Genomic DNA, 25,111 nt, shown 5'->3' with positions numbered 1-25,111 from the left:
TACGGCGTCGTCGGTCGTTCGCTCATCGTCACCCCGGAGACGGTCCGCGGGCATGAATGTTCCCCAGTGCGCAGTCGAGGGCGCCGTGTGGACGGCGAGCCGCTGTCGGATGGCTTTTTGCCCGGGGACGGCGACGGGCGCGTATGGAAGTCGGCATCGTCGCCCAGAAGGGGAACAACCGCGCCGCGTTCCTCGCGGAGGACCTCCGCGACAGGCTCCGCGAGGTCGACGTGCGCGTCGCCGTCGACGAGGCGACCGCCGACGCGCTGGGCCTCGATGGGATCCCCGTCGCAGAGATGGACGGCGTCGACCTCGTCGTCTCCGTCGGCGGCGACGGGACGTTCCTGTTCGCGGCCCGCGGCGCCGGCGGCGTGCCGATCCTGGGCGTGAACCTCGGCGAGGTTGGCTTTCTCAACGCGGTCGCCCCCGAGGAAGCCGTCGACGCCGTGCTCGCGGAGGTCGAGGCCTTCCGCGGCGAGGGAATGCGCGTGCGCGAGGCTCCTCGCCTCGCCGCCGAGTGTGACGGCTGGCGCTCGGAGCCGGCGGCAAACGAGGTCGTCGTGCAGGGCGCCCGTCGGGGCCGCGGCGGCGGCGTCGGCTACGAGGTTCGCGTCGACGGCTCGCTGTACTCCAGCGGCCACGCCGACGGCGTGCTCGTCGCGACCCCGACGGGATCGACGGCGTACAACCTCTCGGAGGGCGGACCGCTCGTCCATCCGTCGGTCGACGGCCTCGTCGTCACCGAGATGTGCGCCGAGGGAGGCATGCCCCCGTTGCTTGCGGATCCCGGGGCCGCGGTGAGCGTCACGCTCACCGACGCCGACGAGGCCGTCGTCATCACCGACGGCCGGGGACAGCGCACCCTCGACGTGCCCACGGAGGTGACCGTCGCGACGACGGAGCCGCCGGTCCGGGTCGCCGGGCCCTCCTCGGACTTCTTCGAGGCGCTCGGGAAGCTACAGTAACGCGGGGAGCGGCCGACGCCCTCCGGACGACCGAGTCACGCGTCGCGCAGGTCCGCCAGCGCCCGCGATCGTATCGCAGCGGCGGCGACCTCGTCCGCGCGCTTGACGACCGCGGCCTCGATCGTCGCCGGTTCCACGTTCGTCCGTCCGGTGTGTGAGAGGACGATATGCGACACCACGACCGGCAGCCCCGCGGCCTCACAGACGTGGACGCCGACGTACGGGTGGCCGAGGAGATCGTAGTAGTCGGTGCCGTGTGACCCGTCCGCGGCCGGCTCGTCGTCTCCGGGGGCGACCCCGCCCACGCCCTCGGGGGAGAACTCGTACAGCTTGCTGATATCGTGGACGAGCGCGCCCGCGACGACGAGATCGCGGTCGAGGCCGATGTCCGGTCGACGTTCGAGCAACCCGTCGGCCAGCGCCGTCGACAGCGCGGCCACGTCGTTGACGTGCTCGACGTTCGTCTCGTCGGGGAGCCCGAGGCGCGCCTGCTCGTCCGGGAGCCACGGCACCGCCCGGAGGTCGTCCCACCCGGTCTCGGCAAGCGCGAGGGCGTACGCGTCGCGGACTCCGTCTCGGAGGTCGGGGTCCTCGATCTCGTCGTACGCCGGGAACACGTCGGCGAGATCCGCGGGGAGTCGGTCGGAACCGTCGGGAGCGCCCGCGTGGTCGGTCGGGTCGTCGCTCATGTGCGGCCGTACGCGGGAAACGGTGAAAAAACGGGTCGCGGCTACGGTCGACGGATCGGGTCGTCGCGCGCCTCAGTCGTCCGCGCGTCCCCACGCCTCCAAGCGGCGGGGGCGCTCCGAGACCGCGAGCACGTCCAGGTCCTTTCCGCGGGAGGCGAGCGCCTCCAGCGAGGCCTCGACCGACTCGGTCGTCGAGAGGTACGCGACCTCCTCGGAGACCGCCGCGCGCAGCGCGTCTACCTCGTCGGAGATCAGCAGGTCGATGTCGCCGCGGCGCAGCGCCTCCTCGATGTCGCCGATGGGCTCGATATCGTAGTACTCCTCCAGCCCCGCACGGAGGTGTTCGTACTCCTCGGTGGCCTTCAGCGGGAGGCTGTCGCCGACCGTCTCGAAGGCGACCGTCCCCCCGTCGGGGAGCCGCTGTCCGGCCGCGTCGAGGGCCTTCCCGTAGGCGACGCCGAAGTCGCTCGCCGTCCCCATCACCTCGCCCGTCGACTTCATCTCGGGACCGAGGCGCGGGTCCGAGTTCGGCAGGCGGTCGAACGGCAGGACGACCTCCTTCACCGAGTAGTGCTCCGGGACGGCCTCGTCGATGTCCATGTCCGCCAGCGACTCGCCGGCCATCACGCGCGCGGCGAGCTTCGCGATCGGGACGCCCGTCGCCTTCGAGACGAACGGAACCGTGCGCGAGGAGCGCGGGTTCGCCTCCAGCACGTACACCTCGCCGTCGCGGACAGCGAGCTGCACGTTCATGAGGCCGACCGTGTCGAGCGCGTCGGCGATCTCCTCGGTCACCTCGCGCACGCGGGTCATCGTCTCCGCGTCCAGCGAGCGCGGCGGGATGACGCATGCGGAGTCGCCCGAGTGGACGCCCGCTGCCTCGACGTGCTCCATCACGCCGCCGATGAGGGTGTCCTCGCCGTCCGAGACGGCGTCCACGTCGAGCTCGATCGCGTCCGCGAGGAACTCGTCGACGAGGATCGGCTTGTCCGGGGAGACGCGGACCGCCTCCTCGATGTACTCCTTCAGCTCCGCGTCGTCGTCGACGACGCGCATCGCGCGACCGCCGAGCACGTAGCTCGGGCGGACCAGTACCGGGTAGCCCAGTTCCCGAGCGAGCTCCAGCGCCTCCTCCTCGCTGGTGGCGCTGCCACCCTCGGGCTGGGCGATGCCGCGCTCGTCCATGAGGCGGTTGAACCGGTCGCGGTCCTCCGCCAGATCCATCGCCTCGACCGAGGTGCCCATGATGTCGCAGTCGACGCCGCGGCGCTCCAGTTCGTCGCGAAGCGGCTCGCCGATGTCGACGGAGGTCTGTCCGCCGAACTGGATCATGACCCCGTCGGCGGCGGTCGCCTCGATCACGTCGGCGACCTCCTCGGCGGTGATGGGCTCGAAGAACAGGCCGTCGGAGGTGTCGTAGTCGGTGGACACCGTCTCGGGGTTGTTGTTGACGACGTGCGCCTCGATGCCCGCCTCCCGGAGCGCGCGGACCGCGTGGACCGAGCAGTAGTCGAACTCGACGCCCTGGCCGATGCGGATCGGGCCGCCCCCGACGACGACCACGCTCTCGGCGTCGCGGTTCACGCGGAGTTCGCCCGCTGCGGCGTCGCCCTCGTAGGGGCCGGAGAACCACTCCGGCTTGCGCGAGGAGTAGTAGTACGGCGTCGACGCCTCGAACTCACCGGCGCAGGTGTCGACCTGTTTGTACGTCCGGCCGGGCACGTCCGCCTCGACCTGGCCCACGCCAGCGCGGGCGGCCGACACCGGCACCCCGTCGTCGGTCGTCTCGATGCCGGCGGCGCCCGCGGCGGCCGCCTCCGTCGCCTCCGCGGTGCGCCAGGCGCCGCGCGTCTCGGGGAGCCACGTGAGGCTGCTGTCCTCGAAGACGTTGCCCGCGAGCGCCGAGATCTCCGCGTTCGTGAAGCCGGCGGTCGCCGCGGGCGTGAACTCGCCGTCGACGACCTCCTTGCTCGCCTCGACGATGCGGGCGAACCGCTCGACGTACCACTCGTAGATGCCCGTCGCCTCGACGACCTCGTCGATCGAGAAGCCGCGCTCGAACGCCTCGAACATCGCGTACGGCCGGTCGGGGCTGGGACGGACGAGGTACTCCTCGGTGAGCTCGTCGTCCTCGAGATCGCCGAAGTCGACGGCGGGGTCGTACTCCGACGAGCGAAGCGCCTTCAGGAGGCTCTCCTCGAAGGTCCTGCCGATCGCCATCGCCTCGCCGGTCGACTTCATCGCCGTCGAGAGCGTGAAGTCGGTGTCCTCGAACTTGTCGATGGGCCAGCGCGGCACCTTCGTCACGACGTAGTCGATCGCGGGCTCGAACGCCGCGGTCGTCTCGCCGGTGATCTCGTTTGTGATCTCGTGGAGGCGCTTGCCGAGCGCGACCTTCGCGGTGACGCGGGCGATGGGGTAGCCCGTCGCCTTCGACGCCAGCGCGGAGGAGCGCGACACCCTGGGGTTCACCTCCACGACGCGGTACTCGCCGCCGGGCGTGCCGTCGTCGCGCCACGCGAACTGGATGTTACAGCCGCCCTGGATCCCCAAGTCGCGGATCACTTCGAGCGCGGCGTCGCGCATCTCCTGGTGGCCGTCGTCGGGGATGACCTGCGAGGGCGTGACGACTGTCGACTCGCCCGTGTGGATGCCCATCGGGTCGAGGTTCTCCATGTTGCAGATGATGACACAGGAGTCGTCAGCGTCGCGCATCACCTCGTACTCCAGCTCGACCCACCCGGAGATGGACTCGGTGATGAGCACCTCGGAGTTGCGCGAGAGGCGGAGCCCCTTCCGAACGCGGTCGATCAGCTCCTCCATCTCGTCGACGACGCCCGACCCGCTCCCGCCGAGGGTGTAGGTCGTCCGCGCGATGACCGGGAGGCCGCCGACGGCGTCGACGGCGTCCTCGACGCGCTCGCGCAAGCTCTCCTCGGTAAGGGCCGCAACCGACTCACCCTCGTCCAGCGAGATGGTGGTCGAGGCGGGGACCGGCTGGCCCAACTCCTCCATCCGCTGCCGGAACAGGTCGCGGTCCTCGGTCGCGTAGATGGTGTCCAGCGGCGTGCCCATGATCTCCACGTCGTACTCCTCGAGCACGCCCTCCTCGGCCAGCTCGGCCGTGACGTTGAGGCCGGTCTGCCCGCCGAGGCCGGCGATGACGCCGTCGGGCGTCTCCTTCGCGATGACCTCCGAGATCGCCTCGACCGTGATCGGCTCGATGTACACCTTGTCCGCCATCTCGGGGTCCGTCATGATCGTCGCCGGGTTGGAGTTGACGAGGACGACTCGCGCGCCCTCCTCCTGCAGCGCGCGACACGCCTGCGCGCCGGAGTAGTCGAACTCTGCCGCCTGTCCGATCTGGATGGGCCCGCTGCCGATGAGGAGGATAGTGCGGTCCTCCCCGTCGGTGTCCTGACTCATTACCGCCACCGAGTGCGCTCATCGTAATAAGGCCGACGACTTGCACCGATTTTCGTAGTGTCATTACGAAATTCGTAATGAGGCGGTGTGCCACACCTCACAGCGCGGCCTCGTTCCCCGTCGCAGTCGCTGTCCGGCCGGGGTCGGAACCGTGGCGAGAACGCCGCTCCACGGGGAGGGACGGACACGTCGCGGGATCGGACGGACCGTCGATGTCAGACGTACACGTCGTCGGCGTCGAGGTCCCGCTCCGCGCGGTACTGGTCGACGAACTCCGCCACGTCGAACTGCAGCATCTTCTCCTCGAACTGCGTCATCGCGGTCGAGTCGTCGGCGTGACTCACCGCGTGCTCCATCAGCTCGATCACCAACTCGACGATGATCTCGTGAAGGCGCCGCGAGTCGAACTCGGTCACCCACAGCATCGAGTACCCCATGTCGGGGTTCTCGCTGGCGTCGACGGCCGTCACCTGTTCGGGGAACTCCTCCAGCACGACCCCCATCAGGTGTGGGGTCCCGAACTCGGGCATCTCCTCGCTGGTCGTCTCGACGGCCTCCCGGAGGGTCGTGACGAGGAACTCCGGGAGGAAGCGCTCGGGGGGGTTCACGTCGGTGACGACGCCGTGGGTCGCCCCACAGGCGCAGTCGTACTCGCGCATGCCGAGGTCGAACACCGACAGCGCCCGCGTCTCGCCGCAGGGCAACTCGACGGCGTCGTCCCCGCCTCCGGGGACGCGCGGTTCGCTCATACCCGTCGTTGGCGGCCGCGTGGGTTAAAAAGCGCGTTCGTCGGCGACTCGGCTTCGGTCGGCCACGACCCTGGGCGACGGCTACCCGTCGGTCTCGTGCTCCTCCCCCTCCGAGTCCCGGTCGGTGTTCCCGTCCGGCTCGGCCTCGTGGCTCGGTTCGCCGACCTCGTCCGGCTCGTCCTCCCCCTCGTGTTCCCCGGGCTCGTGCTCGCCGTGCTCGTCGCCGCCGCGTTCCACCTCGACTTCGATCTCGATCTCCAGCCCGTCGGTCTCCAGTTCGGCCTCGTACTCAGCGGCGTCGCCGACCTCGACCTCCAGTTCGTCGCTGTCGACCTCGATCTCCACCTCGACGTCCACTTCGATGTCCTCGTCTGCCATGCCGCCGTGTTCGCTCGCCAGCGATTTCAACGTTCTCGCCGCGTCGGCGCCGCGTCGAGTCCCGCCGTCGACTTCCTCCCGCCGACCATCCACAAGCGACTTGCCACGCCGTCGCGCACGCTCCGACATGATCGCTATCGTCGGCGGCGGCATCGCGGGGCTGGCCGCCGCACGTCGCCTGCGCGCGAACGGCCGCGAGGTGACGGTCTACGAGGCCGGGGGCGACGACGCGCTGGGCGGGCTCGCGCGCACCTACGAGACCGCGGGAGACGACATCGAGCAGTTCTACCACCACCTCTCGAAGTCCGAGGAGACGATCGTCGAGTTGGCCGAGGACCTCGGGCTGGGCGACCGGTTGGAGTGGCTGGTCGGCAAGAACGCGTACTACGTCGACGGCGTCGTCCATCCGCTGGACACCCCCTGGCAGATCCTCGCGTACCCGCACATGAGCGTGTACGACAAGTTCCGCCTCGGGATGCTCACCCTCGAGATCGACGTGCGCGGCGGGATCCCCTCCTTCGACACCTACGACGACCTCGCGGACTTCGAGGACGTGCCTATCAGGGACTTCCTGTTGGACCACACCTCTCGCGGCGTGTACGAGAACTTCTTCGAGCCGCTGCTGGACGCGAAGTTCGGCTCCCGCAAGGACGACGTGAGCGCGGCGTGGCTGCTCGGTCGGGTGAAGTTCCGCGGCGAGCGCGACCTCCTTCGCGGGGAGATCCTCGGCTACTTCGACGGCGGCTTCGCGCCCGTCATCGACGCGCTGATCGACGACGTGGGCCGCGAGCACATCGAGACGAACGCCCGCGTCGTCGACCTCGACGTCCACGAGGCTGGCGACAGCGAGGGCGACGCGGTCTCCGCGATCACCGTCGAGCGGGACGGCGAGACGCGAACGGAGGCCGTCGACGGCGTCGTCGTCGCGACGATGCCGAACGTGCTGGAGGACCTCACCGGCTACGTCTGCGACATCGACTTCCAGGGCGCCGTCTGTGCGGTCGCGACGATGGACGAACCGCTGACGGACACCTACTGGCTCAACATCGGCCACGACGCCCCGTTCGGCGCGCTCATCGAGCACACGAACTTCGTGCCGCCCGAGCGCTACGGCGGCGACCACCTCCTGTACGTCGCCAGCTACGTCCAGTCGCCCGACGAGTGGCTCTGGGACGCGAGCGACGCGGAGGTGGAGGAGCGCTGGCTCGACCACGTGGAGGAGATGTTCCCGGACTTCTCGCGCGACTCGGTCTCGCAGTTCCGCATCGCCCGCGCGCCGCGGGCGGCGCCCGTCTACGAGCGCGGCTACCGCGAGATGGTCGTCCCCTACGACCTCGCGGACGACGTCGCCGACGGACTGTACTACGCGGGAATGGCAAGCGAGGCGCAGTACCCCGAGCGAAGTCTGAACGGCGGCGTCGTCGCGGGCTACGAGTGCGCCGACCGGATCCTCGGGAACCGATCGTCCCCGAGCTGATCGTCCCCGGAACGGTTCCGTCGTGCGGGCGCGCGACGATCACCGTCGGTGTGACCGTCGCTCACGGGCGTCCGTACGCGGCGATGGCGAAAGAACAGCGGTGCAGTCGTGGACGCGCCGCGAACGGCGGGCGCGCGGTATCGGGTTCGGCCGATGCGTCCGGCCGAGCGGTGCGACCCGCTTACGCGAGGTCGTGGATGCGCTCGACGACCTCCTCGGCGAACTCGGAGGTGGCGAGCTTCGTGGCGCCCTCGCGCTGCCGTTCGAGGTCGTAGGTGACGCGACCCTCGCTGATCTGCTCCTCGACGGCGTCGCGGACGAGGTCCGCGGCGTCGTTCCAGCCGAGGTAGTCGAGCATCTCGCGGCCCGAGAGGATCATCGCGGTCGGGTTGACCTTGTCCTCGCCCGCGTACTTCGGGGCGGAGCCGTGGACCGGCTCGGCCAGCGCCTTGCCCTCGCCGTAGTTGACGCCCGGCGCGATGCCGAGGCCGCCGATCTGGGCGCCCGCGGCGTCGGACATGTAGTCGCCGTTGAGGTTCATCGTCGCGATGACGTCGTACTGGTCCGTCCGCGTGAGGAGCTGCTGGAGCATGTTGTCGGCGATGCGGTCGTTGACCACGACCGTGCCCTCGGGCTGCTCGCCGTCGTGCTCGTCCCACAGCTCGTCCTCGGTGATCACGTCCTCGCCGTACTCCTCCTCGGCGACCTCGTAGCCCCAGTCGCGGAAGGCGGCCTCGGTGAACTTCATGATGTTCCCCTTGTGGACGAGCGTGACCGAGTCGCGGTCGTTCTTGACCGCGTAGTCGATCGCCTGGCGGATGAGGCGCTTGGACCCGAACTCGGAGATGGGCTTGACGCCGATACCGACGGGGCCGTCGTGGATGGTCGAGTCGAATCCCATGTCGTCCTCGACGAACTCGCGGACCTCCTCGACCTCGTCGGTGCCGGCCTCCCACTCGATGCCGGCGTACACGTCCTCGGTGTTCTCCCGGAACGTGACCATGTCCATCTCGCCGGGGTTCTTGACCGGCGAGGGGACGCCGTCGAGGTGGTAGGTGGGTCGGACGTTCGCGTACAGGTCGAGCGTCTTCCGCAGCGCGACGTTGAGCGAGCGGAAGCCGGAGCCGACGGGCGTCGTCAGCGGTCCCTTGATGCCGACGCGGAACTCGCGGAACGCCTCGACGGTCTCCTCGGGCAGGTTCTCGTCGTACTTCTCGCGGGCGGACTCGCCGGCGTATACGCGCATCCAGGCGATGGAGCGGCCCGTGGCCTCGGCGGCCGCGTCCAGTACCTTCTGGGCGGCGGGACCGACGTCGGTGCCGATACCGTCGCCGTGGATGATCGGGATGATCGGGTTCTCGGGAACGTCGAGTTCGCCCGTCTCCTCGTCGGCGAGGGTGATGACCTCGCCCTCCTCGGGGCGTTCGGCGATGTCGTAGCTCATAGGCTACAGGCGAGTTCCGAGGGCGCGCGAAAAAGCCTGCCGTTCTCCGTCTCCCGGCGACTAACTCGGGGGATGAACGTCGGTAACCGGTCGGCGGACGACGCCACCGAACGCCGTTCCGATACTCGCCATGGGGACCCGCCCTCCGGTTATTTGGTCGATCGTCCCGTTGACGGGACGTGGACTGTCTGTTCGTCGGCGCCGGCGCGGTCGCCCGCCAGTACGCGGCCGACCTCGGCGGCTCTCGACTGTCGCTCGCGGCCGTCTGTGACACCGATCGCGACCGCGCCGCGTCGCTCGCGCGGACGGTGACGGGATCGGAGTCCGAGACGGAGCCCGGAGAGAACGCGGGATCGGACGCGGGATCCCCCGCCGTCTACGCCGACCTCGACGCGATGCTCGACGCCGAGTCGGCCCCGGTCGTCGTGAACCTCACGAGCCACGCCGCCCACGCGCAGGTGACGCGGACCTGTCTGGCGGCGGGGAGACACGTCTTCTCCGAGAAGCCGCTGGCGCTCGATCCGGCGGAAGCCGGCGATCTCCTCCGGCTCGCCCGCGAGCGCGACCTCGCGCTCGGCTGTGCGCCGATCGCTCCCGACTGCGACGCCCAGCGCCACGCGCGGACGCTCCTGTCGGACGGCCGCCTCGGCGACGTGAGGCTCGTGTATGCGACGGCTCACGTCGGCCGCGTGACCGAGTGGCACGAGCGACCCGACTCCTTCCTCGCGGTCGGCCCGCTGTTCGACGGGGCGGTGTACCCGCTGTCGGTCCTCGTCGACTGGTTCGGCCCCGTCGCGCGGGTGCGCTCGGCCGACGCCGTCGACGCCTGGCCCGACCGCGAGGAACGCCGGCCGGAGGCGCCCGCGCACGTCGAGGCGACCGTCGAGTTCGCCGACGGGCCGGTCGTCTCCCTGCGGGCGAGCCTGTACGCCGACCACCGCAGCCGGGAGTTCTACTCGCTGGAGTGTCACGGCGACGACGGCACCCTGTATCTGGCGGACGCCGGCGCGATGGCCGCCGACCGCGACGCGGTCCGGGTCCGCGGGGGCGACCGCGGGTCGGTGTCCGCGCCCCATCCGCGCCCGCGACGCGAGCGCTCGCACCTCGACGGCCCCGAACGGCTCGCCCGGGCGGTCGACCGCGGCGATCGCCCGCGAGCGTCGGCGCGGCGCGCGGCCCACGTCGTCGCCGTCTGCGCCGCGATCGAGGCGGCGGCGACCGAACCGGACACGACGGGATCGGACGGGACGGGTCATGCGGTCGGCGGCGTCGACGCGACCGTGTGTGACGACCGCGACCTCGGCGACCTCGCCGCGCTCGCGGCCGTCGGGTCCCGGTCGGCCCCGACCGTCCGTCCGCCCGCGTCCGGGGTTCCCGACGGCGCCGCGCTCCGTCTCCCCCCGGTGGGATTCGGCTGCTCACGCTACCGGGGGGAGGAGTACGTCGACCGGATCGAGTCGATCGGCACCGCGCTGGACGCGGGGTACCGCCTGCTCGACTCGGCGGAGCTGTACGGCAACGAGTCGCGGATCGGCGACCTGCTCGCGTCGCCGGGGACGCCCGACCGCGAGGGGGTGTTCCTGCTCGGGAAGGCGTGGAACACGAACCACGGGCACCTCCGCGAGGCGTGTGAGGGGTCGCTGTCGGAACTTGGCGTCGACGCGTTCGACTGCTACGCGCTCCACTGGCCGGACGCCTGGGCGTATCAGGGACCGCTCCGCGAGCTGGCCGAGCGCCCCGTCGAGGAGCAGGAGCGGCTCGCGTTCCCGGAGACCGACGAGGGGGAGCGCGCGACCGTCGACCGCGACCTCGCGGACACCTGGCGCGACCTCGCCGCGCTCCGCGAGGAGGGGCTCACCCGAACCATCGGCATCTGCAACGTCGGTCTGGACGACCTACGCGACCTCGTCGCCGAGACGGATATCGAGCCGGCGCTCGTGCAGGTGGAGCGCCACCCGTACGCGCCGAAGGTAGACCTCGTCGACTGGTGCCACGACCGGGGGATCCGGGTGGTCGCGCACTCCCCGTTGTCGGCGCCGGGACTGCTCGACGATCCCGTCGTGACCGCGGTCGCCGCTGAGGCGGACGCGACGCCCGCGGGGGTCGTCCTCGCGTGGAACGTCGCCGCCGGCGTCGTCCCGATCCCGGCAAGCACCGACCCCGAGCACGTCGTCTCGAACCTCGCGGCCGCGCGGGTCGAACTGACCACCGACCAGCGCGAGCGCCTCGACGCGCTCGCCGACCCGGACTTCGAGCGATGACCCCCGTCCCGGTCGTCTCGGCGGTGCTCGCGATCGGACTCGCGGTCGGCGCCGGCGCGGTAACCGCCGGGATCGGCCCCGAGGCCGCCGGCGCGTGGCTCCTTCCGGCGGCGGTCGTCGTCGCCTGGGAGGCCGTGTTCCTCTCCCGTCGAACCGGCCTGAACCATCCGCCCGGCGACCCGAACGCGGTCGCCGACGGCCTCGGCGTCGCGAACGCGGTGACGCTCGGGCGGGGGCTGTTGTACGCCGGCGTCGCGGGGTTCGTCCTGACCGGGCCGATCTCGGGGACCTGGGCGTGGGCGCCGGCGCTGCTGTACGGGTCGGGCGCGGCGCTGGACGCCGTCGACGGCGCGGTCGCGCGCCGACTCGGTCATCCGACCGTCCTCGGGGAGAAACTGGACATGGGGACCGACACGCTCGGGTTCCTCGTCGCGCCGCTGGCGGGGGTCGCGTGGGGACGGATCCCGATCTGGTACCTGTCGCTGTCGGCCGCGCGCTACCTGTTCAAGCTGGGTCGCTGGCGACGGCAGCGACATGGCCTCCCCGTGTTCGACCTCCCGCCGAGCCGGGTGCGACGACCGCTCGCGGGGGTTCAGATGGCGTTCATCGCCGTCGCGCTCGCGCCCGTGCTCCCGCCCTCGGTGGTCGCCGTGATCGCCGCCGTGGTCGTCGTCCCCTCGCTCGCGGTGTTCGCGCGGGACTACCTCGTCGTCGCGGGGCGCATCGGGGGCGAGGGCGACAGGTCGAACGGAACCGGCAGCGAGGGATCCGAAACCGCGGGCGACGTGACCGGCGCCGGCGACGACTGATTCCCGCCACGCGTCCCCCCGCCGCGCCGGTTCCCGTGGATTGATGCGGGGCGACGCCGCCGGGACTCCCATGCGAGTCATCTGCCACGGCGGCGCGGGCGGCGTCCCGGACGAACCGGAGCCCCGACAGGCGATCCTCGACGAGGCGGCCGAGACCGGCGCGGGCGAGTCGGGTGTCGTCGACGCTGTCGTCTCGGCGGTCGAGGTGCTGGAGGAGTCGCCCCGATTCAACGCCGGCTACGGCGGCGCGGTCCAGTCGGACGGCGTCGTCCGCACGGACGCGGGGATCATGACCGACGAGCGCGAGGCCGGCGCCGTCGCGTCGATGCCGGGCGTCGCCAACGCGGCCGGCGTCGCGCGCGTCGTCATGGAGGAGACGCCCCACGTGTTCGTCTCGGGCGTCCACGCGGTCGATCTCGCCGACGATTTCGGAATCGAAGTCGAGCGGGAGCTGCTGACCGACGACGGCCGCGCGGACTACGAGGACGCCGACCCGCCGGCGCACGACGCCGGGCCGAAGGCCCACCTGGAGTGGCTGGACGAGAAGTTCGGCGGCCACGACACCGTCGGAGCGGTCGCCCACGACCCCGAGACGGGGACGTTCGCCGCCTGTACCTCTACCGGCGGACGGACGTTCGCGCTCGCGGGGCGCGTCGGCGACGTGCCCCAGATCGGCTCGGGCTTCTTCTGTGCGCCCGCCGGCGGCGCCAGCGCCACCGGCGCCGGCGAGGACATCGCGAAGGCGACGCTGACGCGCCGGGCGGTTCGCCACCTGGAGAACGGGCTGGACGCGCAGGCGGCGGCCGACCGCGCGATCGCGGAGTTCGGGGAGCTGACCGGCTCCTCGGCGGGCGTCATCGTCCTCGACGAGGCGGGCGCCGGGTCGGCGTACAACTCGGAGGGGATGCAGACGAGCGTCGCGACCTCGGAGTAGCCTGCGACGTTCGACACGCTCACCTCCTCGGACGGGTTCGACGCGTTTCTACGCGACTTCCACTGTGAACAGCAGCGCGTTGTGGACGCCGGGGCCCAACCCGACGGCCGTTACGAGCGCGAGCAGGGCGTGCCCATAGCGCGGCTCCTCGCGGACGGTCGGCGCGACGGCGACGACGACCAGACACGCGACCGCGAGCTTCACGAGCACGAACAGCCAGCCGGCGCCGAGCGCGTCGGCCGTGGGCAGGCCGGCCGCGAACTCGATGATCAGCCGCGAGGCGGGCGTGCGCTCGCCGAAGCCGAGCAGGTCGATGCCCACGGCGGTCGTGACGCCGTCGACGCCGTGGGCGGCGACCGCGAGGAGGCCCGCGCGGCCGGCGATCCGGGCCGGCTCGCGAACGCGGTACAGCAACGCCCCGGCGCCGACGCCGAGGGCGGCGCCGCCGACGAGCCCCGCAGCCGGGAGGGCCGGGGAGAGGGTTCCGTTCGAGAGCCCGTGGTCGACGACGCCGGCGACCGCCGGGACCAGCGCGACCGCGCCGGCGACGCCGAGCGCGAGGGCATCGTCCGCGCGGTCGAGGGAGAGCGCGACGAGCCACACGACCCCCGCGATCGCCGCGGTCGTGAGGTACGCGCTCGGCGTGCCGAACAGCGGCGTGAGTGCGCTCGGGAGCGCGCCGAGGGCGTACAGGACGTGGCCGGCGGCGCCGACGCACATCCACGGCACCAGCGCAAGCACGTGGCGCCCGCCGAAGTCGGGGTCGCGTCGCCGGAGGCCGAGGGCGACGCCCGCGAGCACGACCGCGAGCGCGAGGAGGTACGGCAACGGCGGCAGCCCGAAGCCGGCCGGGAGCACCTGTCCCGGGGTCGAGGGCCGGCGGGCGAGGGAGAGGGCGAAGGCGTCCATGTTCGTGGGGGCGTGTCGGCGAGTGAAAGCGTTGGGGAAGTCGGCGCGCGTTCGCTCGCGTCGAGGCCCGCCTCGCGAGTCGCGATCGCCGCCACTCGGTAGCTTTTCCGGGCGGCGCGTCGGAGTGACCGACATGACTGACGCCGACGACGCCGCCGACGCGCACGCCATCGACGACCCCACGTCCCTCTCGCTGGGGGAGTTCGCCGCGACCATCGATCACACCGTGCTCGGGCCGGAGACGACGCTCGCGGACGTGGAGCGCGTCCTCGACGAGGCGGCCGAGCACGGCATGAACGCCTGTATTCCCCCGTGTTACGTCGCCGAAGCCGTCGAGTACGCCCCGGACGTGACGACCGCGACGGTGATCGGTTTCCCCCACGGACAGCACACTCCGGCCGCCAAGCGCGCCGAGGCGGAGGACGCCTGGCGTGCGGGCGCCGACGAACTCGACCTCGTGATCAACGTCGGCCGCCTGAAGGCGGGCGACGACGACACGGTCCGCGAGGAGATCGCCGAGATCGTCGCCGCCGTCCCCCTTCCGGTGAAGGTGATCATCGAGACGGCGCTGCTCACCGACGAGGAGAAGCGGCGGGCGTGCGCTGCCGCCCGCGACGCCGACGCCGCGATGGTGAAGACCGCCACCGGCTTCGCGGACGGGGGCGCGACCGTCGCCGACGTGGAGTTGATGAGCGAGTACCTCCCGGTGAAGGCCAGCGGCGGCGTCGGCAGCTACGAGGAGGCGATCGCGATGCTGGATGCGGGCGCCGTCCGGATCGGCGCGTCCTCGGGCGCCGCCATCGTCAGCGGCCACCCGGACGCCTGAGCGGTTCGAGCCTCGACGGGGGAACGGGACCGCCGACGGCCCCGACGGCGCGCACCGCCGGCGATCACTCCAGCACGACGACGCCCGGCGAGCCGTCGAGGTCGTCGGACGCGACGACGAGCGCGCCGTCGGCGATCGCGAGGGTTCTGACGGACAGGTCACGACGCCACCGCTGCATGTCCGCCCGGTAGGGGCCGACGCCGACGCCCCCGCCGAGCGCGTACGCCCGGAGCGCCCCGCCGACGCCGACGTACAGCGTGTCCCCCGCGGCGATCGCCGGAGACACCGGGGCGACGCGGTCGACGGCGACGCGCCACCGCGGCGCGCCGTCGGCGGCGCCGAACGCGGAGACGCCCTCCGACCCCGCGCCGGCGACGAGCCCGCCGGCGTGCACGAGCGCGTCCGTCACCGTCGGCGCGTCCGGCGCGTGCCACTCCGTGCGGCCGGCCGCGGGTCCCGTCGCGAGCCGGAGGAGCCCGCCGCCGAAGGTGGCCGCGTACACCGACTCGGGCGCCGCCGTCAGCGCGCGGACGGTGCCGGGGAGCTTGCGGCGCCATAGCGGGACGCCGCGGGGGTCGCCCGGCTCCTCCTCGACGACGTGCAGCTCGTACGCCTCGCCGCCGGTGGTCCCGACGTAGATCCGGTCGTCGCGCGCGGCCATCGAGTAGACGCCGGTGAACGCGTCGAACGTCCAGCGCGGCTCCCCCGTCCGGGGCGCCAGCGCCGCGACTCGTCCGTCGGTGTCGCCGACGATCACCGCGTCGCCGGCGGGCGCTGGCAGCGGCGCGACCGCGAAGTCGCCGCTCGTCTCGGCGCGCCAGCGCACCTCGCCGGTGTCGGCCTCGAAGGCGTACACCAGCGGCTCCGATCGGCTCGAGGCGTACGCGACGCCGTCGTCGACGGCCACCCCGTACGGCCTGATCGAGGCGCGCCAGCGCTCCTCGCCGTCCCGCAGTCCGAGGGCGTGCAGGCCGTCCTCGGCCGGGACGAACGCCGTTCCGTCGGCGACGACGACGCGCCCGACCGCCCGTCCCGTCTCCGCGCGCCAGCGCTCGGCCGGCGGCGTGCGCGGGGCGACGGCGTCGGGGACGTAACTCCTCGCGCGCGCGCCGTGTCCCGGGAGCGGCCACTCCGTGTTCGACTCGCGCCCCGGCGAGAAGTTCGTGCCCCGGGAGCCACCCCCGGAACAGCCCGCCAGTCCCGCGGCTCCGGCGGCGGCGAGCCCGGTGAGGAACCGGCGACGCGAGGGCATCGTTCGACGGATCCTTCGACGGACGGCGTATATCCGTTTCCCATCCGTGAGGCCGATCGGAGCGAATCGGCCCGTCGCCCCGAACCACACACTCTCCCCGGACCGCACCCCTTAACCTCGCTCGCGGGAAGATCCGTCCAAGCGAATGGCGACGTACCACATCGAGACCTACGGCTGCACGTCCAACCGGGGTGAGAGCCGCGAGATCGAGCGACGGCTCCGCGACGGCGGCCACCGCCCGGTGGACGGGCCGGCCGAGGCGGACGTGGCCATCCTCAACACCTGCACCGTCGTCGAGAAGACCGAGCGCAACATGCTCCGACGGGCCGAGGAGCTGTCCGACGAGACGGCCGATCTCATCGTCACCGGCTGCATGGCGCTCGCGCAGGGCGAACAGTTCGCCGAGGCGGACGTGGACGCGCAGGTGCTCCATTGGGAGGACGTCCCCACGGCCGTCATGAACGGCGAGTGCCCGACGCCGACCGAGGGGACCGCCCCCGTCCTCGACGGACAGGTCGGCATCCTCCCGATCGCCCGCGGCTGTATGAGCAACTGCTCGTACTGCATCACGAAGTTCGCGACCGGCCGCATCGACTCCCCGCCCGTCGCCGAGAACGTCGAGAAGGCCCGGGCGCTCGTCCACGCCGGCGCCACCGAGATCCGGGTCACCGGGCAGGACACCGGCGTGTACGGCTGGGACGAGGGCGAGCGGAAGCTTCCCGAGCTGCTCGACCGCATCTGCGACATCGACGGCGAGTTCCGCGTGCGCGTCGGGATGGCGAACCCGGGCGGCATCCACGGCATCCGCGAGGAACTGGCCGACGTGTTCGCCCGCAACGAGAAGCTGTACGACTTCATCCACCTCCCGGTCCAGTCCGGCAGCGACGAGGTGCTCGAGGAGATGCGCCGGCAACACCGCGTCGAGGAGTTCCTCGAGATCGTCGAGACGTTCGACGAGCGCCTCGACGAGTGGACGCTCTCGACGGACTTCATCGTCGGGTTCCCCACCGAAACCGATCACGACCACGAGCAGTCGATGGCGCTGCTCAGGGAGATCCGCCCCGAGAAGGTGAACGTCACCCGGTTCTCCAAGCGCCCGGGCACCGAGGCGGCCGATCTGAAGGGGTTGGGCGGCCAGACGAAGAAGGACCGCTCGAAGGAGATGAGCGCGGCCAAGCGCGAGATCGTCGGCGAGGCGTACGAGTCGATGGTCGGCTCCTCCCGCCGCGTGCTCGTCGTCGAGGAGGGCACCGGCGACTCCGTCAAGTGTCGCGACGGCGCCTACCGGCAGGTGATCGTCCAGCACGCCGACGAGCACGGCGTCGAGCCCGGCGACTTCCTCGACGTGGAGATCACCGGACAGAACACGATGTACGCCTTCGGCGAGCCGGTCTGACGCGGCGAACGCCGGCCGTACGCTCGCGTGTCGGGCGGTCGAACGCCGGCCGTACGCTCGCGTGTCGGGCGGTCGAACCCCGTCCGACCCGAAGACTGATTCCCTCCCGGTCGTACCTCCGGTCGTGATCCGTGCCCTCCGGCAGGTCGTCCGCGACGCCGCGAGCACGGCGCTCGCGGTGGCCGTCGTCGCGGCGCTGCTGTTCGCCCTCGTCGGCGTGTGGCCGCCGATGGTGGCCGTCCAGTCGGGGAGCATGGAGCCGCACATGGAACGGGGCGACCTGATCGTCGTCTCCGAGCCGGCCCGCTTCGGCGCCGACGGGACGGCCGCCGGCGTCCGAACGGCCCACGGCGCACCGTCCGGAAGCCGGACGCTCGGCGCGCGCGGCGACGTGATCGTGTTCTCCTCCCCCGCGCTTCCCGGGACGCCGATCATCCATCGAGCGCACTTCCACGTCGAGCGCGGGGAGAACTGGTACGGCGAGGCGAACCCGGAGTACCTCCCGCCCGGAGTCGACTCCTGCACGGAGTTGACCCGGTGTCCGGCGCCGCGGACGGGGTTCGTCACGAAGGGCGACGCCAACGACCGGTACGACCAGGTGAACGGGAACTCGCCGATCGTCACCGCAGACCGGATCCGAGCGGAGGCGCGCGTCAGGATCCCGCTGCTCGGCCACGTTCGGCTCGCGCTCACCGGCGCCTGAGACGCCGGGAGGGTTTCCGGGATCCTCGGGAACGCCCGGGCGACGCCGACGGCGACGAGCTCCCCACCCGAACGACCGCCGGATTCATGTCGGACGCCAACGAATTGACATGCATGACTCGGCCTCGCGGCGGGGACCGCGCGGGCGACCTGAGCGCGACGCGGACCCAGCGCACTCTCCGGGACACCCTCCACGAGATCCCGGTCGACGCGCTCGTCCCCGCGGGCTGGCGCGTCGGCACCGAGGTGGTGCAGTTCGAGGACCGGCTTCCCGCCGACGGCGTCACCCTCGGGCACGACGACTACCCCCGCGACCTCGTGATCTCCGACGCGGGCGCCGACGGCGACGAGGCGCTCGTCGTCCACGAACGGGACCGCGTCGCCGGCCGTCGAACCGTCGTCGCGGACGTCCCCGCGACCGGCGACGACCGCGAGGAACTGGCGGCGGCGCTCCGTGCGGCGAGTCGAATGGCCGCGCGGATCGAGACGGGCGTCTCGGGCGAGTCGACCGTCGACCAGGCGGATCCATCGGTGTCGCTGTCGAGCGATGACGACCGACGGGTGAACTTCTACTGACCGTGGCCTACCGGTCCGTGGCGTCCGGCGGCCGGACGTCCGCCTCCTGCTCGTCCCCCTCGGTGACCTCCTCGGCGGCGATCCGCACGTCGTCCGCCTCCTTCCACTCGCCCAGTTCCTTCGGGTCGACGTGGACGAACACGTCGTCGACGGCGGCTATCGACCGGATCGAGTCCACCACCTCGGTCTCGATGTCGTGGGCCTCGAACAGCGAGCGCTCGCCCTCGACCTCGATGTGGAGGCTCACGTCGACCTCGGGCCCGACGTAGTGGGCGACCACGTCGTGGGCGCCCCGGACCTCCGGGTGGGAGAGCGCCCGATCGAGGATCTCCGCACGGAGATCCTCCGGGGGGGCCGCGCCGACGAGGTAGCCGACGTTGTCGCGGACGATCTCATAGCCCGTGTAGAGGATGCCGACGGAGACGGCCACCGCCGCAAGCGGGTCGAGCAGCGGGAATCCCGCCGTCGCCCCGAGAACCCCGATCAGCGCCGCCAGCGCCGTGAACGTGTCGTTGCGGTTGTCGAGGGCGGTCGCGACCAGCGCCGGGGAGTCCCGCCGGCGGCCGACGCGCACGCAGTAGCGGTACAGGAGGAGCTTCACCGCGCCCGTGGCGACGAGCACGGCGATCGCAAGGGGGCCGCCGGTGACCGTTCGCGGCGGCCCGGCGGAGACGAGCGCCGTGACGCCGGAGTAGGCGACCCCGATCCCCGCGACGAACACCCCCGCCGCGACGAACAGCGAGACGAACGGCTCGATGCGCTCGTGGCCGTGCGGATGTTCGAAGTCCGGCGGCTGCGTCGTGAGGAACAGTCCCGCGACCACCACCGCGGAGTACGCCACGTCCGCGACGGAGTTCACCGCCTCCGAACCCACCGCCAGGCTCCCGGTCACCTGCCAGACGATCGCCTTCGCGACCGCCAACAGCAGGTTGACGACGAGGATGACGACGCCCACCCGGCGGACGGTCGCGCGGCGGTCCATACCGGTGTGGGACCCCGGGCGATGAAAAACGCTCCGCACGGGTGATCGAATCGGGCGACGGCGTCGGAGCAGTCGCGGCTGGTTCGTCGATACGATGGGTTACGACGAGGGGTTACGCCGAGGAGGACGACTCGCGGACCTGGTTGACGGCCGGGATCAGCACCCAGAACGTCAACGCGCCGATGATCGCCGTCCAGAAGAACACGTCGTTGAGGAAGATGCCGATGGCGTCGAAGACGGAATTCGGCTCGGGGGGCGCCGCGATCAACTGCTTGGGGCTCTCGAACGAGGGCGTCCGGTACCAGCCCGCGAGCACCATCCACGCGAGGCCCGCGCCGCAGAACAGCCCGAGGCCCTTGATGAACTCGTCTGCCATTGTCCTACACTTCGTCGTCGCCGTCTTGAGCGTTTCCGTTCCCCGCGCTCATCCCGGCCGCGCGGAACCGCGATCCGAGCACGTACACGCCGGCGCCGAACGCGATCAACCCCAATCCGGCGACAGAGAACAACGCAGTCAGGAGGGTCTCCGGCGGGACGATCCCGACGGTACCCGCGGCGGCCACCACGAACCGCCGCGTCAACGACACCTGCAGCGTCGCCGCATCGAGCATGACGAACCCGAGAACGACCGCGACGACCGCCGCCAGCGTCGAGTACGCGGTGACCCGCTTGTACAGCGCGATCGGCACGACCACGTCCCGGGCGCGACCCTCGCCGCTCGCGACCGGCGCGTCGGGCTCGGACGCGTCGTCCCGTGTGGACGCGGCGTCGGCGCTCGCGGTCGTCCCCGGCGGACCGTCGTCTGACACGGCCACGGTGTCCCCCTCGGGGGACGTATCGCTCATGTCTCGTCGGAAGGGCTCGACGGTACTATGTCCTGCGGCATCGCCCGTTCGGGAGTCGTTCGAAGGCGCGGCATCCCGGCGGACGAGGGCACTTACAGCGGACACGAGGAGTCATGGCGGACGCGAGGATGGTCGTCGTGCGATCGGGGAGATATCGGACGGGACGGACGGAGACGGGAACGGAACGGACGGCGAATCGAAGAGGCGGGACGGGGCGTGGCGGGCCGGCGCGGTCCCTACTTCGGGGGGCGCAGCCGGTAGTACCGCCGATTGAGGTCGTACATGTATCCCTCCCGCATCGTCTTCAGCACCGCGTAGGTGATCGCGGCGACGATCGGCGGGACGAGGAACGTCAGGTCGAACAGCAGGTCGACGTTCATCGGCATGAGGTTCTTCACCGACAGCATCGACAGCGTGAACGCGAGCGTCACGCCGAACATGCCGACGGCCGCCCAGAACGGTTGTTCGACGGGCCGACGCGCGCTCCCCTTGTTGATGAAGGGGACGATGGCGATGGCGCCGACGACGACGCCGTTCGTGAGCACGCCGTACGTGCGGTCGGCCATCAGCTTCTGTCCGCCGAGAATGGCGAGCTCGGGGTTGAGCGGGCCGAGCTTGAGCAGCCCGAACGACCAGTAGAGGTACCAGTCGGGCAGGATGATCGCCGGCGTGGAGTTCGGGTTCGCCGGGTTGCCGATGTGCGGCGGCAGCGTCGCCGACAGGAAGATGATCATCCCGACGAAGAAGCTGGTGAGCGCGAGGTTGCGGACCGTCTCGTGGGGCCACGTCGGGAACGCGAGCACGTCGCGCTCGACGTAGTCGGACTCGCGGCGCAGCGACTCGTCCTCGCTGCGCGCACGCTCGAAGTACTCGTACGTCAGCCGGGAGAGCCCCTCGGTGCGCTCCTTGCGCTCGCGCCACGTCGGGGTCTCGTCGTCCGGCGCGACGATGCCGGTACCGCCGCCGTCCGTCCGCGGTTCGTCGTCCGTGTTGGTGGTGTCGTCGGTCATTGGTTTGGCTTAGTGCGGCTCCGCGATGCCCTGCACCCACACGATGCCGATGTGGAGCGCGATGAGCGCCGTCACCACGAACGGGAGCAGGAACACGTGCAGGATGTACATGCGCTGCAGCGTCGCCTGGCTCAGCGAGAACCCGCCGAACAGGAGCTGAGCGACCCACTCGCCGATGAGCGGGATCGAGAGGCTCATCTCGACGCCGATCTGGCCGGCCCAGAACGCCAGCTGGTCCCACGGCAGGAGGTATCCGGAGTACCCGAACACCATCGTCAGCGAGATGAGCACGATGCCGAGCAGCCAGTTCAGTTCGCGCGGCTCCTTGTACGCGCCAGTGAAGTAGACGCGCAGCATGTGCAGGAAGACCGCGGCAGTCATCACCTGCGCGGACCACCGGTGGATGGAGCGCAGCATGAAGCCGAACTGGAGGTCGCGCATGATGAACGCGATCTGGCTGTACGCGATCGACGCCTCGCCCGGTCCCGCCGATCCGACAGCCGGGACGTAGTAGAACCCCAGTAGGGCGCCCGATATCGCCGCCACGACGTACGCGAGCGTGCTGAAGAAGCCCAGCGTGTACAGCGCGTACCAGTACCAGAACTTGTTGTCCAGGTCGTACTGCTCCGTGTGGGACTTCGGCATCTGGAGGTTCGACCGGTAGTACAGCGACTCCAGCAGTTCGAGGTAGTCGACGATGCGGAGACGCTTGTCGACCCAGATGAGCGCGGTGAGGAACGTCGCCTCCACCGGCGTGAGGTCCTTGCTCTCGAGCCAGTTCTTGTGGTCGTACTCGTCTTTCTTTTCCAGACTCATCGTCTCACCGTTTGTAGTAGGGGTAGACGGCGCGTTTCACCTGCTCCCACGCGTCGCCGCCGAGGTCGGTTCCGTCCACGTCGTCCTCACGGATGTAGAGGTCCTCCCACTTGCGACGCCGTTTCTTGACGATCACGACGTCCGGGAGGAACTCCTTGCGGTACAGCGCCAGGATGAACGCGAGGTCGATGAAGACCACCGCGAGGATGCCGCCGAGGAACATGTTCCCCGTGTCCGAGAGGCCCCAGCCGTTGACGAGGCCGTAGGTGAACATGAACACGAACACGACCTCCACGATCGTCAGGAGGACGATAGCGATGGCCGCGGCGGTGCTCTCGCGCGCCGGTTCGTAGCGATGGATGTCGCCGTAGGTTGATCCGGTGCTTGACATGTGTTATCTCCCCGTGCCCGTGTGTGCGGACTCCCCGTACTTCACCAGGTAGAACGTGAAGATCACGCTCATGATGATGCCGAGGATGGTCGCCGCGCCGACCCAGTGGGCCTGGATGGCGACGCCCAGCTCGTCGAGTTCCTTCGGACCGCCGCCGCCGGTGGACACCGTCGGAACGTCCTCGCCGACGGCGATGGCGCCGAGCATTCCCAGCGACTTGTGGGGGTCACAGTAGTACGTGTAGATCCCGCCGGACTCGAACGTCACCTCGAAGGAGAACCCCTCTCCCTCGAGCGGCTCGTGCCCGGAGACGTCGCCGGGGTTGTCTTCGAACAGGACGTTGTGTCCGTCGGAGACCCAGTCGAACACCACGGTGGTCCCGGTGTCGATCCACAGGTCGGTCGGCAGGAACGCGAGGCCCCCGCCGCCGCCGACCTCGACGGTCACCTCCGACTCGCCGCGGGCATCGAGGTACTCGCCGCCTTTGGCGCCGTCGGTGTAGCCGCCGAAGTCGGGCCGTTGGCCGCCGCCGCCCTCCTGGGCCGCGGCGGTGCCGGCCGTCGCGGTCGCGCCCGCCCCGATGGCGGCCGTCGCACCGCCGGCCTGTCGCATAAAATCCCGCCTCTTCATGGGTGTTTGAGGGTCGGGGTTGCGCGCGCATAAACCCACCGACCTCTCGGCCGGCGCATAGCCCATACAACGGCCCGCTATCCGTCGGTTTCGGGGCGGGTCGCGTCGGCGGAGGAGCCGACGGACTCCCCGTCGCCGTTCTCGGGTGAACCGCTCGTGTCCAGCGAGTCGGACCCCTCGGCACGGGCGGCCGCGAGTGCCTCCTCTGCGACCTCCTCGAAGGGGACGAACTCGGCGTCCTCGCCCGGGTCGGTGATGCCGGCCGCGCGGAGTCGGTCGCGGTACTCCTCGGCCCGGAATCGGTCCGACAGCCTGGCGTTCGCGACCAGCGCGAACAACAGCACCCCGACGAGGAGGAAGAACCCCCCCATGACGGGGGCGACGATCGTTTCGACGCCCAGGAACAGCCACGCGACGAACAGCCCCAGTCCGCCGAGGATCTGCATCGCCGCGACGGCCTGGATCATCAGGTTCCCGAACTCGCCGGTCCCCCCCTCGACCTCCTCGGGCGTCGGGAGCTCGTACTCCTCGGGCGGGTCGCGGACCTCGTAGGAGTCCATCGAGCACAGCGCCACGGTTGGCTTCACGTCCCTGAGCACCGTTCCCTCCCCCTCGACGCTCCCGTCCTCGTGGACGACCGCCCACCCCTCGTCGGAGTAGGCGACGACCGAGGGTGGGTCGTTCCGCCGGTCGAGCACCGCGAACACCTCCCGGGAGGCGATCTGGTTCCGGAGGTCCCGCTCGACGCGGTCGAGCAGATCCCGCCCGGTGATCCACGCGTCAGGGTCGAACGCCGCGTCCCACTCGGCCGCGGTCATCTCGGCCATGTCGGCCGGTCCGAAGTCGTCAAAGTCGTACTTCTCCTCGACTTCGGCGCGAAGCGCCTCGATGGAATCGTCGGCGGCCCCGTCGTCCGCCGATCCGCCGTCGACGGCGCGCGCACCCGTCGGCTCGTCCGAGGCGTCGGTCATCGTCTCGATGTCGGTGCTGTAGGCGCATAAGCGCCGCGACGTTCGGCGGTGAACCGGGCGGTCGACCGCCGCCGCGAGGATCAGACCGCCGTCGGAGGGCTTAGGAGTTCCCCGCTCCGATGGCCGGACGGATGGCCTCCGATGTGATGACGGCGACGGCGGCCGCGACGATGGTGACGGCCAGCCTGCCGTTCTACCTCTACGGGGCGTGGATCATGGTCGGGCGCGATCAGGATCACGTCACCTGGGACCGCCTCATGCGTCACCTCCGGATCATCGTCCCGGGGTTGGTACTCAACACGGTCCCGGTCGCGTTCTGGATGGCGCCGCGGCTGTTCGACCAGTTCGGGGGCGTCGCGGCGCTCCACGCGTTCCTCGGGCTGCAGGCGTACGCCCTGCTCGCGTTCGGACTGACCGGCATCGTCCGAATCTTTCAGGTGAAGCGCGACGCCGACCTCTACGAGCTGGAGGACCCCGACACGAACCTCAACGACCTCCACGAGAACATGGCCGCGTGGCGGGGTCGCCTGCGGATCGGTGTGTTCGGGTACGTCGTGTTCTGGATCCTCGCCTACGTCATCGGCCTGTACCGCTACTACGGGCTGTACGTCGCTTGAGCCGCCAGTGGGGCGGAGCGGTCCCGTCGCCCCGTCACGCTCCGCCGGGACGCCTC

The 25,111-nt window shown here is 70.9% G+C and carries 25 protein-coding genes; 10 read left to right on the top strand and 15 right to left on the bottom strand.

Annotation, left to right across the window (positions count from 1 at the left end; genetic code table 11):
* The first annotated feature begins 143 nt into the window (after window positions 1-143).
* Window positions 144-965: an NAD(+)/NADH kinase gene (locus GRX01_RS07990; RefSeq protein ID WP_159665336.1), complete on the top strand. Its 822-nt coding sequence runs from the start codon at window positions 144-146 to the stop codon at window positions 963-965.
* A 35-nt stretch (window positions 966-1,000) separates the two neighbouring features.
* On the opposite strand, the gene GRX01_RS07985 is transcribed toward GRX01_RS07990, so the two are convergent.
* The 4 genes from GRX01_RS07985 to GRX01_RS19130 form a co-directional block, all read right to left on the bottom strand.
* Window positions 1,001-1,654 carry an HD domain-containing protein gene (locus GRX01_RS07985; protein WP_159665333.1) on the bottom strand — a complete coding sequence of 218 codons (654 nt, stop codon included), beginning with the start codon at window positions 1,652-1,654 and terminating at the stop codon, window positions 1,001-1,003.
* 72 nt (window positions 1,655-1,726) lie between these two features.
* The gene (carB, locus tag GRX01_RS07980) at window positions 1,727-5,080 is read right to left on the bottom strand and encodes a carbamoyl-phosphate synthase large subunit (RefSeq protein WP_159665330.1); all 3,354 of its coding nucleotides are present in this window, start codon (window positions 5,078-5,080) and stop codon (window positions 1,727-1,729) included.
* Window positions 5,081-5,295: 215 nt separating this feature from the next.
* Window positions 5,296-5,829 (bottom strand): DUF5815 family protein, encoded by a 534-nt coding sequence (locus tag GRX01_RS07975; protein ID WP_159665311.1) that lies wholly within the window; start codon window positions 5,827-5,829, stop codon window positions 5,296-5,298.
* An 81-nt stretch (window positions 5,830-5,910) separates the two neighbouring features.
* On the bottom strand, window positions 5,911-6,207 hold the full coding sequence (locus GRX01_RS19130) for a hypothetical protein (RefSeq protein ID WP_159665308.1): 297 nt from the start codon (window positions 6,205-6,207) through the stop codon (window positions 5,911-5,913).
* 127 nt (window positions 6,208-6,334) lie between these two features.
* On the opposite strand from GRX01_RS19130, the gene GRX01_RS07965 reads away from it, so the two are divergent.
* The gene (locus GRX01_RS07965; protein ID WP_159665305.1) at window positions 6,335-7,684 is read left to right on the top strand and encodes an NAD(P)/FAD-dependent oxidoreductase; all 1,350 of its coding nucleotides are present in this window, start codon (window positions 6,335-6,337) and stop codon (window positions 7,682-7,684) included.
* A 181-nt stretch (window positions 7,685-7,865) separates the two neighbouring features.
* Here the strand turns inward: GRX01_RS07965 and icd are convergent, their stop codons facing one another.
* Window positions 7,866-9,128: an isocitrate dehydrogenase (NADP(+)) gene (icd, locus tag GRX01_RS07960; RefSeq protein ID WP_159665302.1), complete on the bottom strand. Its 1,263-nt coding sequence runs from the start codon at window positions 9,126-9,128 to the stop codon at window positions 7,866-7,868.
* Between the two features lie 179 nt (window positions 9,129-9,307).
* On the opposite strand from icd, the gene GRX01_RS07955 reads away from it, so the two are divergent.
* The 3 genes from GRX01_RS07955 (at window position 9,308) to GRX01_RS07945 (ending at window position 13,132) form a co-directional block, all read left to right on the top strand.
* Window positions 9,308-11,389: an aldo/keto reductase gene (locus tag GRX01_RS07955; RefSeq protein ID WP_321167967.1), complete on the top strand. Its 2,082-nt coding sequence runs from the start codon at window positions 9,308-9,310 to the stop codon at window positions 11,387-11,389.
* Entirely contained in the window at window positions 11,386-12,198 is an 813-nt protein-coding gene (locus tag GRX01_RS07950; RefSeq protein ID WP_159665299.1) for a CDP-alcohol phosphatidyltransferase family protein, read from the top strand. The genes GRX01_RS07955 and GRX01_RS07950 overlap by 4 nt, the downstream gene beginning before the upstream one ends.
* A 70-nt stretch (window positions 12,199-12,268) precedes the next feature.
* Window positions 12,269-13,132 (top strand): isoaspartyl peptidase/L-asparaginase, encoded by an 864-nt coding sequence (locus GRX01_RS07945; protein ID WP_159665296.1) that lies wholly within the window; start codon window positions 12,269-12,271, stop codon window positions 13,130-13,132.
* A gap of 48 nt (window positions 13,133-13,180) precedes the next feature.
* Here GRX01_RS07945 and GRX01_RS07940 read toward each other — a convergent pair whose 3' ends face one another.
* Complete coding sequence (locus GRX01_RS07940) at window positions 13,181-14,041, bottom strand: DUF63 family protein (protein ID WP_159665293.1); 861 nt, start codon at window positions 14,039-14,041, stop codon at window positions 13,181-13,183.
* A gap of 133 nt (window positions 14,042-14,174) precedes the next feature.
* Between GRX01_RS07940 and deoC the strand changes: the two genes are divergently transcribed.
* Window positions 14,175-14,867, top strand: a complete 693-nt coding sequence (gene deoC / locus GRX01_RS07935) for a deoxyribose-phosphate aldolase (RefSeq protein WP_159665290.1) — start codon at window positions 14,175-14,177, stop codon at window positions 14,865-14,867.
* Between the two features lie 64 nt (window positions 14,868-14,931).
* Here the strand turns inward: deoC and GRX01_RS07930 are convergent, their stop codons facing one another.
* Window positions 14,932-16,119 carry an outer membrane protein assembly factor BamB family protein gene (locus GRX01_RS07930; protein WP_159665287.1) on the bottom strand — a complete coding sequence of 396 codons (1,188 nt, stop codon included), beginning with the start codon at window positions 16,117-16,119 and terminating at the stop codon, window positions 14,932-14,934.
* Window positions 16,120-16,264: 145 nt separating this feature from the next.
* Here GRX01_RS07930 and GRX01_RS07925 point away from each other — a divergent pair, with 145 nt between their 5' ends.
* The 3 genes from GRX01_RS07925 (at window position 16,265) to GRX01_RS07915 (ending at window position 18,793) form a co-directional block, all read left to right on the top strand.
* Window positions 16,265-17,515 carry a tRNA (N(6)-L-threonylcarbamoyladenosine(37)-C(2))-methylthiotransferase gene (locus GRX01_RS07925; protein ID WP_159665284.1) on the top strand — a complete coding sequence of 417 codons (1,251 nt, stop codon included), beginning with the start codon at window positions 16,265-16,267 and terminating at the stop codon, window positions 17,513-17,515.
* 124 nt (window positions 17,516-17,639) lie between these two features.
* Window positions 17,640-18,218 (top strand): S26 family signal peptidase, encoded by a 579-nt coding sequence (locus GRX01_RS07920; RefSeq protein ID WP_321167966.1) that lies wholly within the window; start codon window positions 17,640-17,642, stop codon window positions 18,216-18,218.
* A gap of 113 nt (window positions 18,219-18,331) precedes the next feature.
* Window positions 18,332-18,793 (top strand): hypothetical protein, encoded by a 462-nt coding sequence (locus tag GRX01_RS07915; protein WP_159665281.1) that lies wholly within the window; start codon window positions 18,332-18,334, stop codon window positions 18,791-18,793.
* 7 nt (window positions 18,794-18,800) lie between these two features.
* On the opposite strand, the gene GRX01_RS07910 is transcribed toward GRX01_RS07915, so the two are convergent.
* From GRX01_RS07910 to GRX01_RS07875, 8 genes are all read right to left on the bottom strand, one after another.
* Window positions 18,801-19,775, bottom strand: a complete 975-nt coding sequence (locus GRX01_RS07910; protein ID WP_159665278.1) for a cation diffusion facilitator family transporter — start codon at window positions 19,773-19,775, stop codon at window positions 18,801-18,803.
* Window positions 19,776-19,887: 112 nt separating this feature from the next.
* Entirely contained in the window at window positions 19,888-20,151 is a 264-nt protein-coding gene (locus GRX01_RS07905; RefSeq protein WP_159665275.1) for a DUF7314 family protein, read from the bottom strand.
* 4 nt (window positions 20,152-20,155) lie between these two features.
* The gene (locus tag GRX01_RS07900; RefSeq protein WP_159665272.1) at window positions 20,156-20,620 is read right to left on the bottom strand and encodes a DUF7315 family membrane protein; all 465 of its coding nucleotides are present in this window, start codon (window positions 20,618-20,620) and stop codon (window positions 20,156-20,158) included.
* 236 nt (window positions 20,621-20,856) lie between these two features.
* On the bottom strand, window positions 20,857-21,630 hold the full coding sequence (locus GRX01_RS07895) for a cytochrome bc complex cytochrome b subunit (RefSeq protein ID WP_159665269.1): 774 nt from the start codon (window positions 21,628-21,630) through the stop codon (window positions 20,857-20,859).
* Between the two features lie 9 nt (window positions 21,631-21,639).
* On the bottom strand, window positions 21,640-22,446 hold the full coding sequence (locus GRX01_RS07890; RefSeq protein ID WP_159665266.1) for a cytochrome b: 807 nt from the start codon (window positions 22,444-22,446) through the stop codon (window positions 21,640-21,642).
* A gap of 4 nt (window positions 22,447-22,450) precedes the next feature.
* Window positions 22,451-22,837, bottom strand: a complete 387-nt coding sequence (locus GRX01_RS07885; RefSeq protein ID WP_159665263.1) for a DUF7318 family protein — start codon at window positions 22,835-22,837, stop codon at window positions 22,451-22,453.
* A gap of 3 nt (window positions 22,838-22,840) precedes the next feature.
* Entirely contained in the window at window positions 22,841-23,467 is a 627-nt protein-coding gene (locus GRX01_RS07880) for a plastocyanin/azurin family copper-binding protein (RefSeq protein ID WP_159665261.1), read from the bottom strand.
* Between the two features lie 77 nt (window positions 23,468-23,544).
* Entirely contained in the window at window positions 23,545-24,438 is an 894-nt protein-coding gene (locus tag GRX01_RS07875) for a DUF7319 domain-containing protein (RefSeq protein ID WP_201289541.1), read from the bottom strand.
* A 131-nt stretch (window positions 24,439-24,569) separates the two neighbouring features.
* Here GRX01_RS07875 and GRX01_RS07870 point away from each other — a divergent pair, with 131 nt between their 5' ends.
* Window positions 24,570-25,055: a DUF7321 family protein gene (locus GRX01_RS07870; protein WP_159665762.1), complete on the top strand. Its 486-nt coding sequence runs from the start codon at window positions 24,570-24,572 to the stop codon at window positions 25,053-25,055.
* Window positions 25,056-25,111: the final 56 nt, after the last annotated feature.

Origin of the sequence: Halobaculum saliterrae, assembly GCF_009831625.1 — an archaeon.
Classification (GTDB): domain Archaea; phylum Halobacteriota; class Halobacteria; order Halobacteriales; family Haloferacaceae; genus Halobaculum; species Halobaculum saliterrae.
This window is presented reverse-complemented; position numbering and strand designations above follow the sequence as displayed.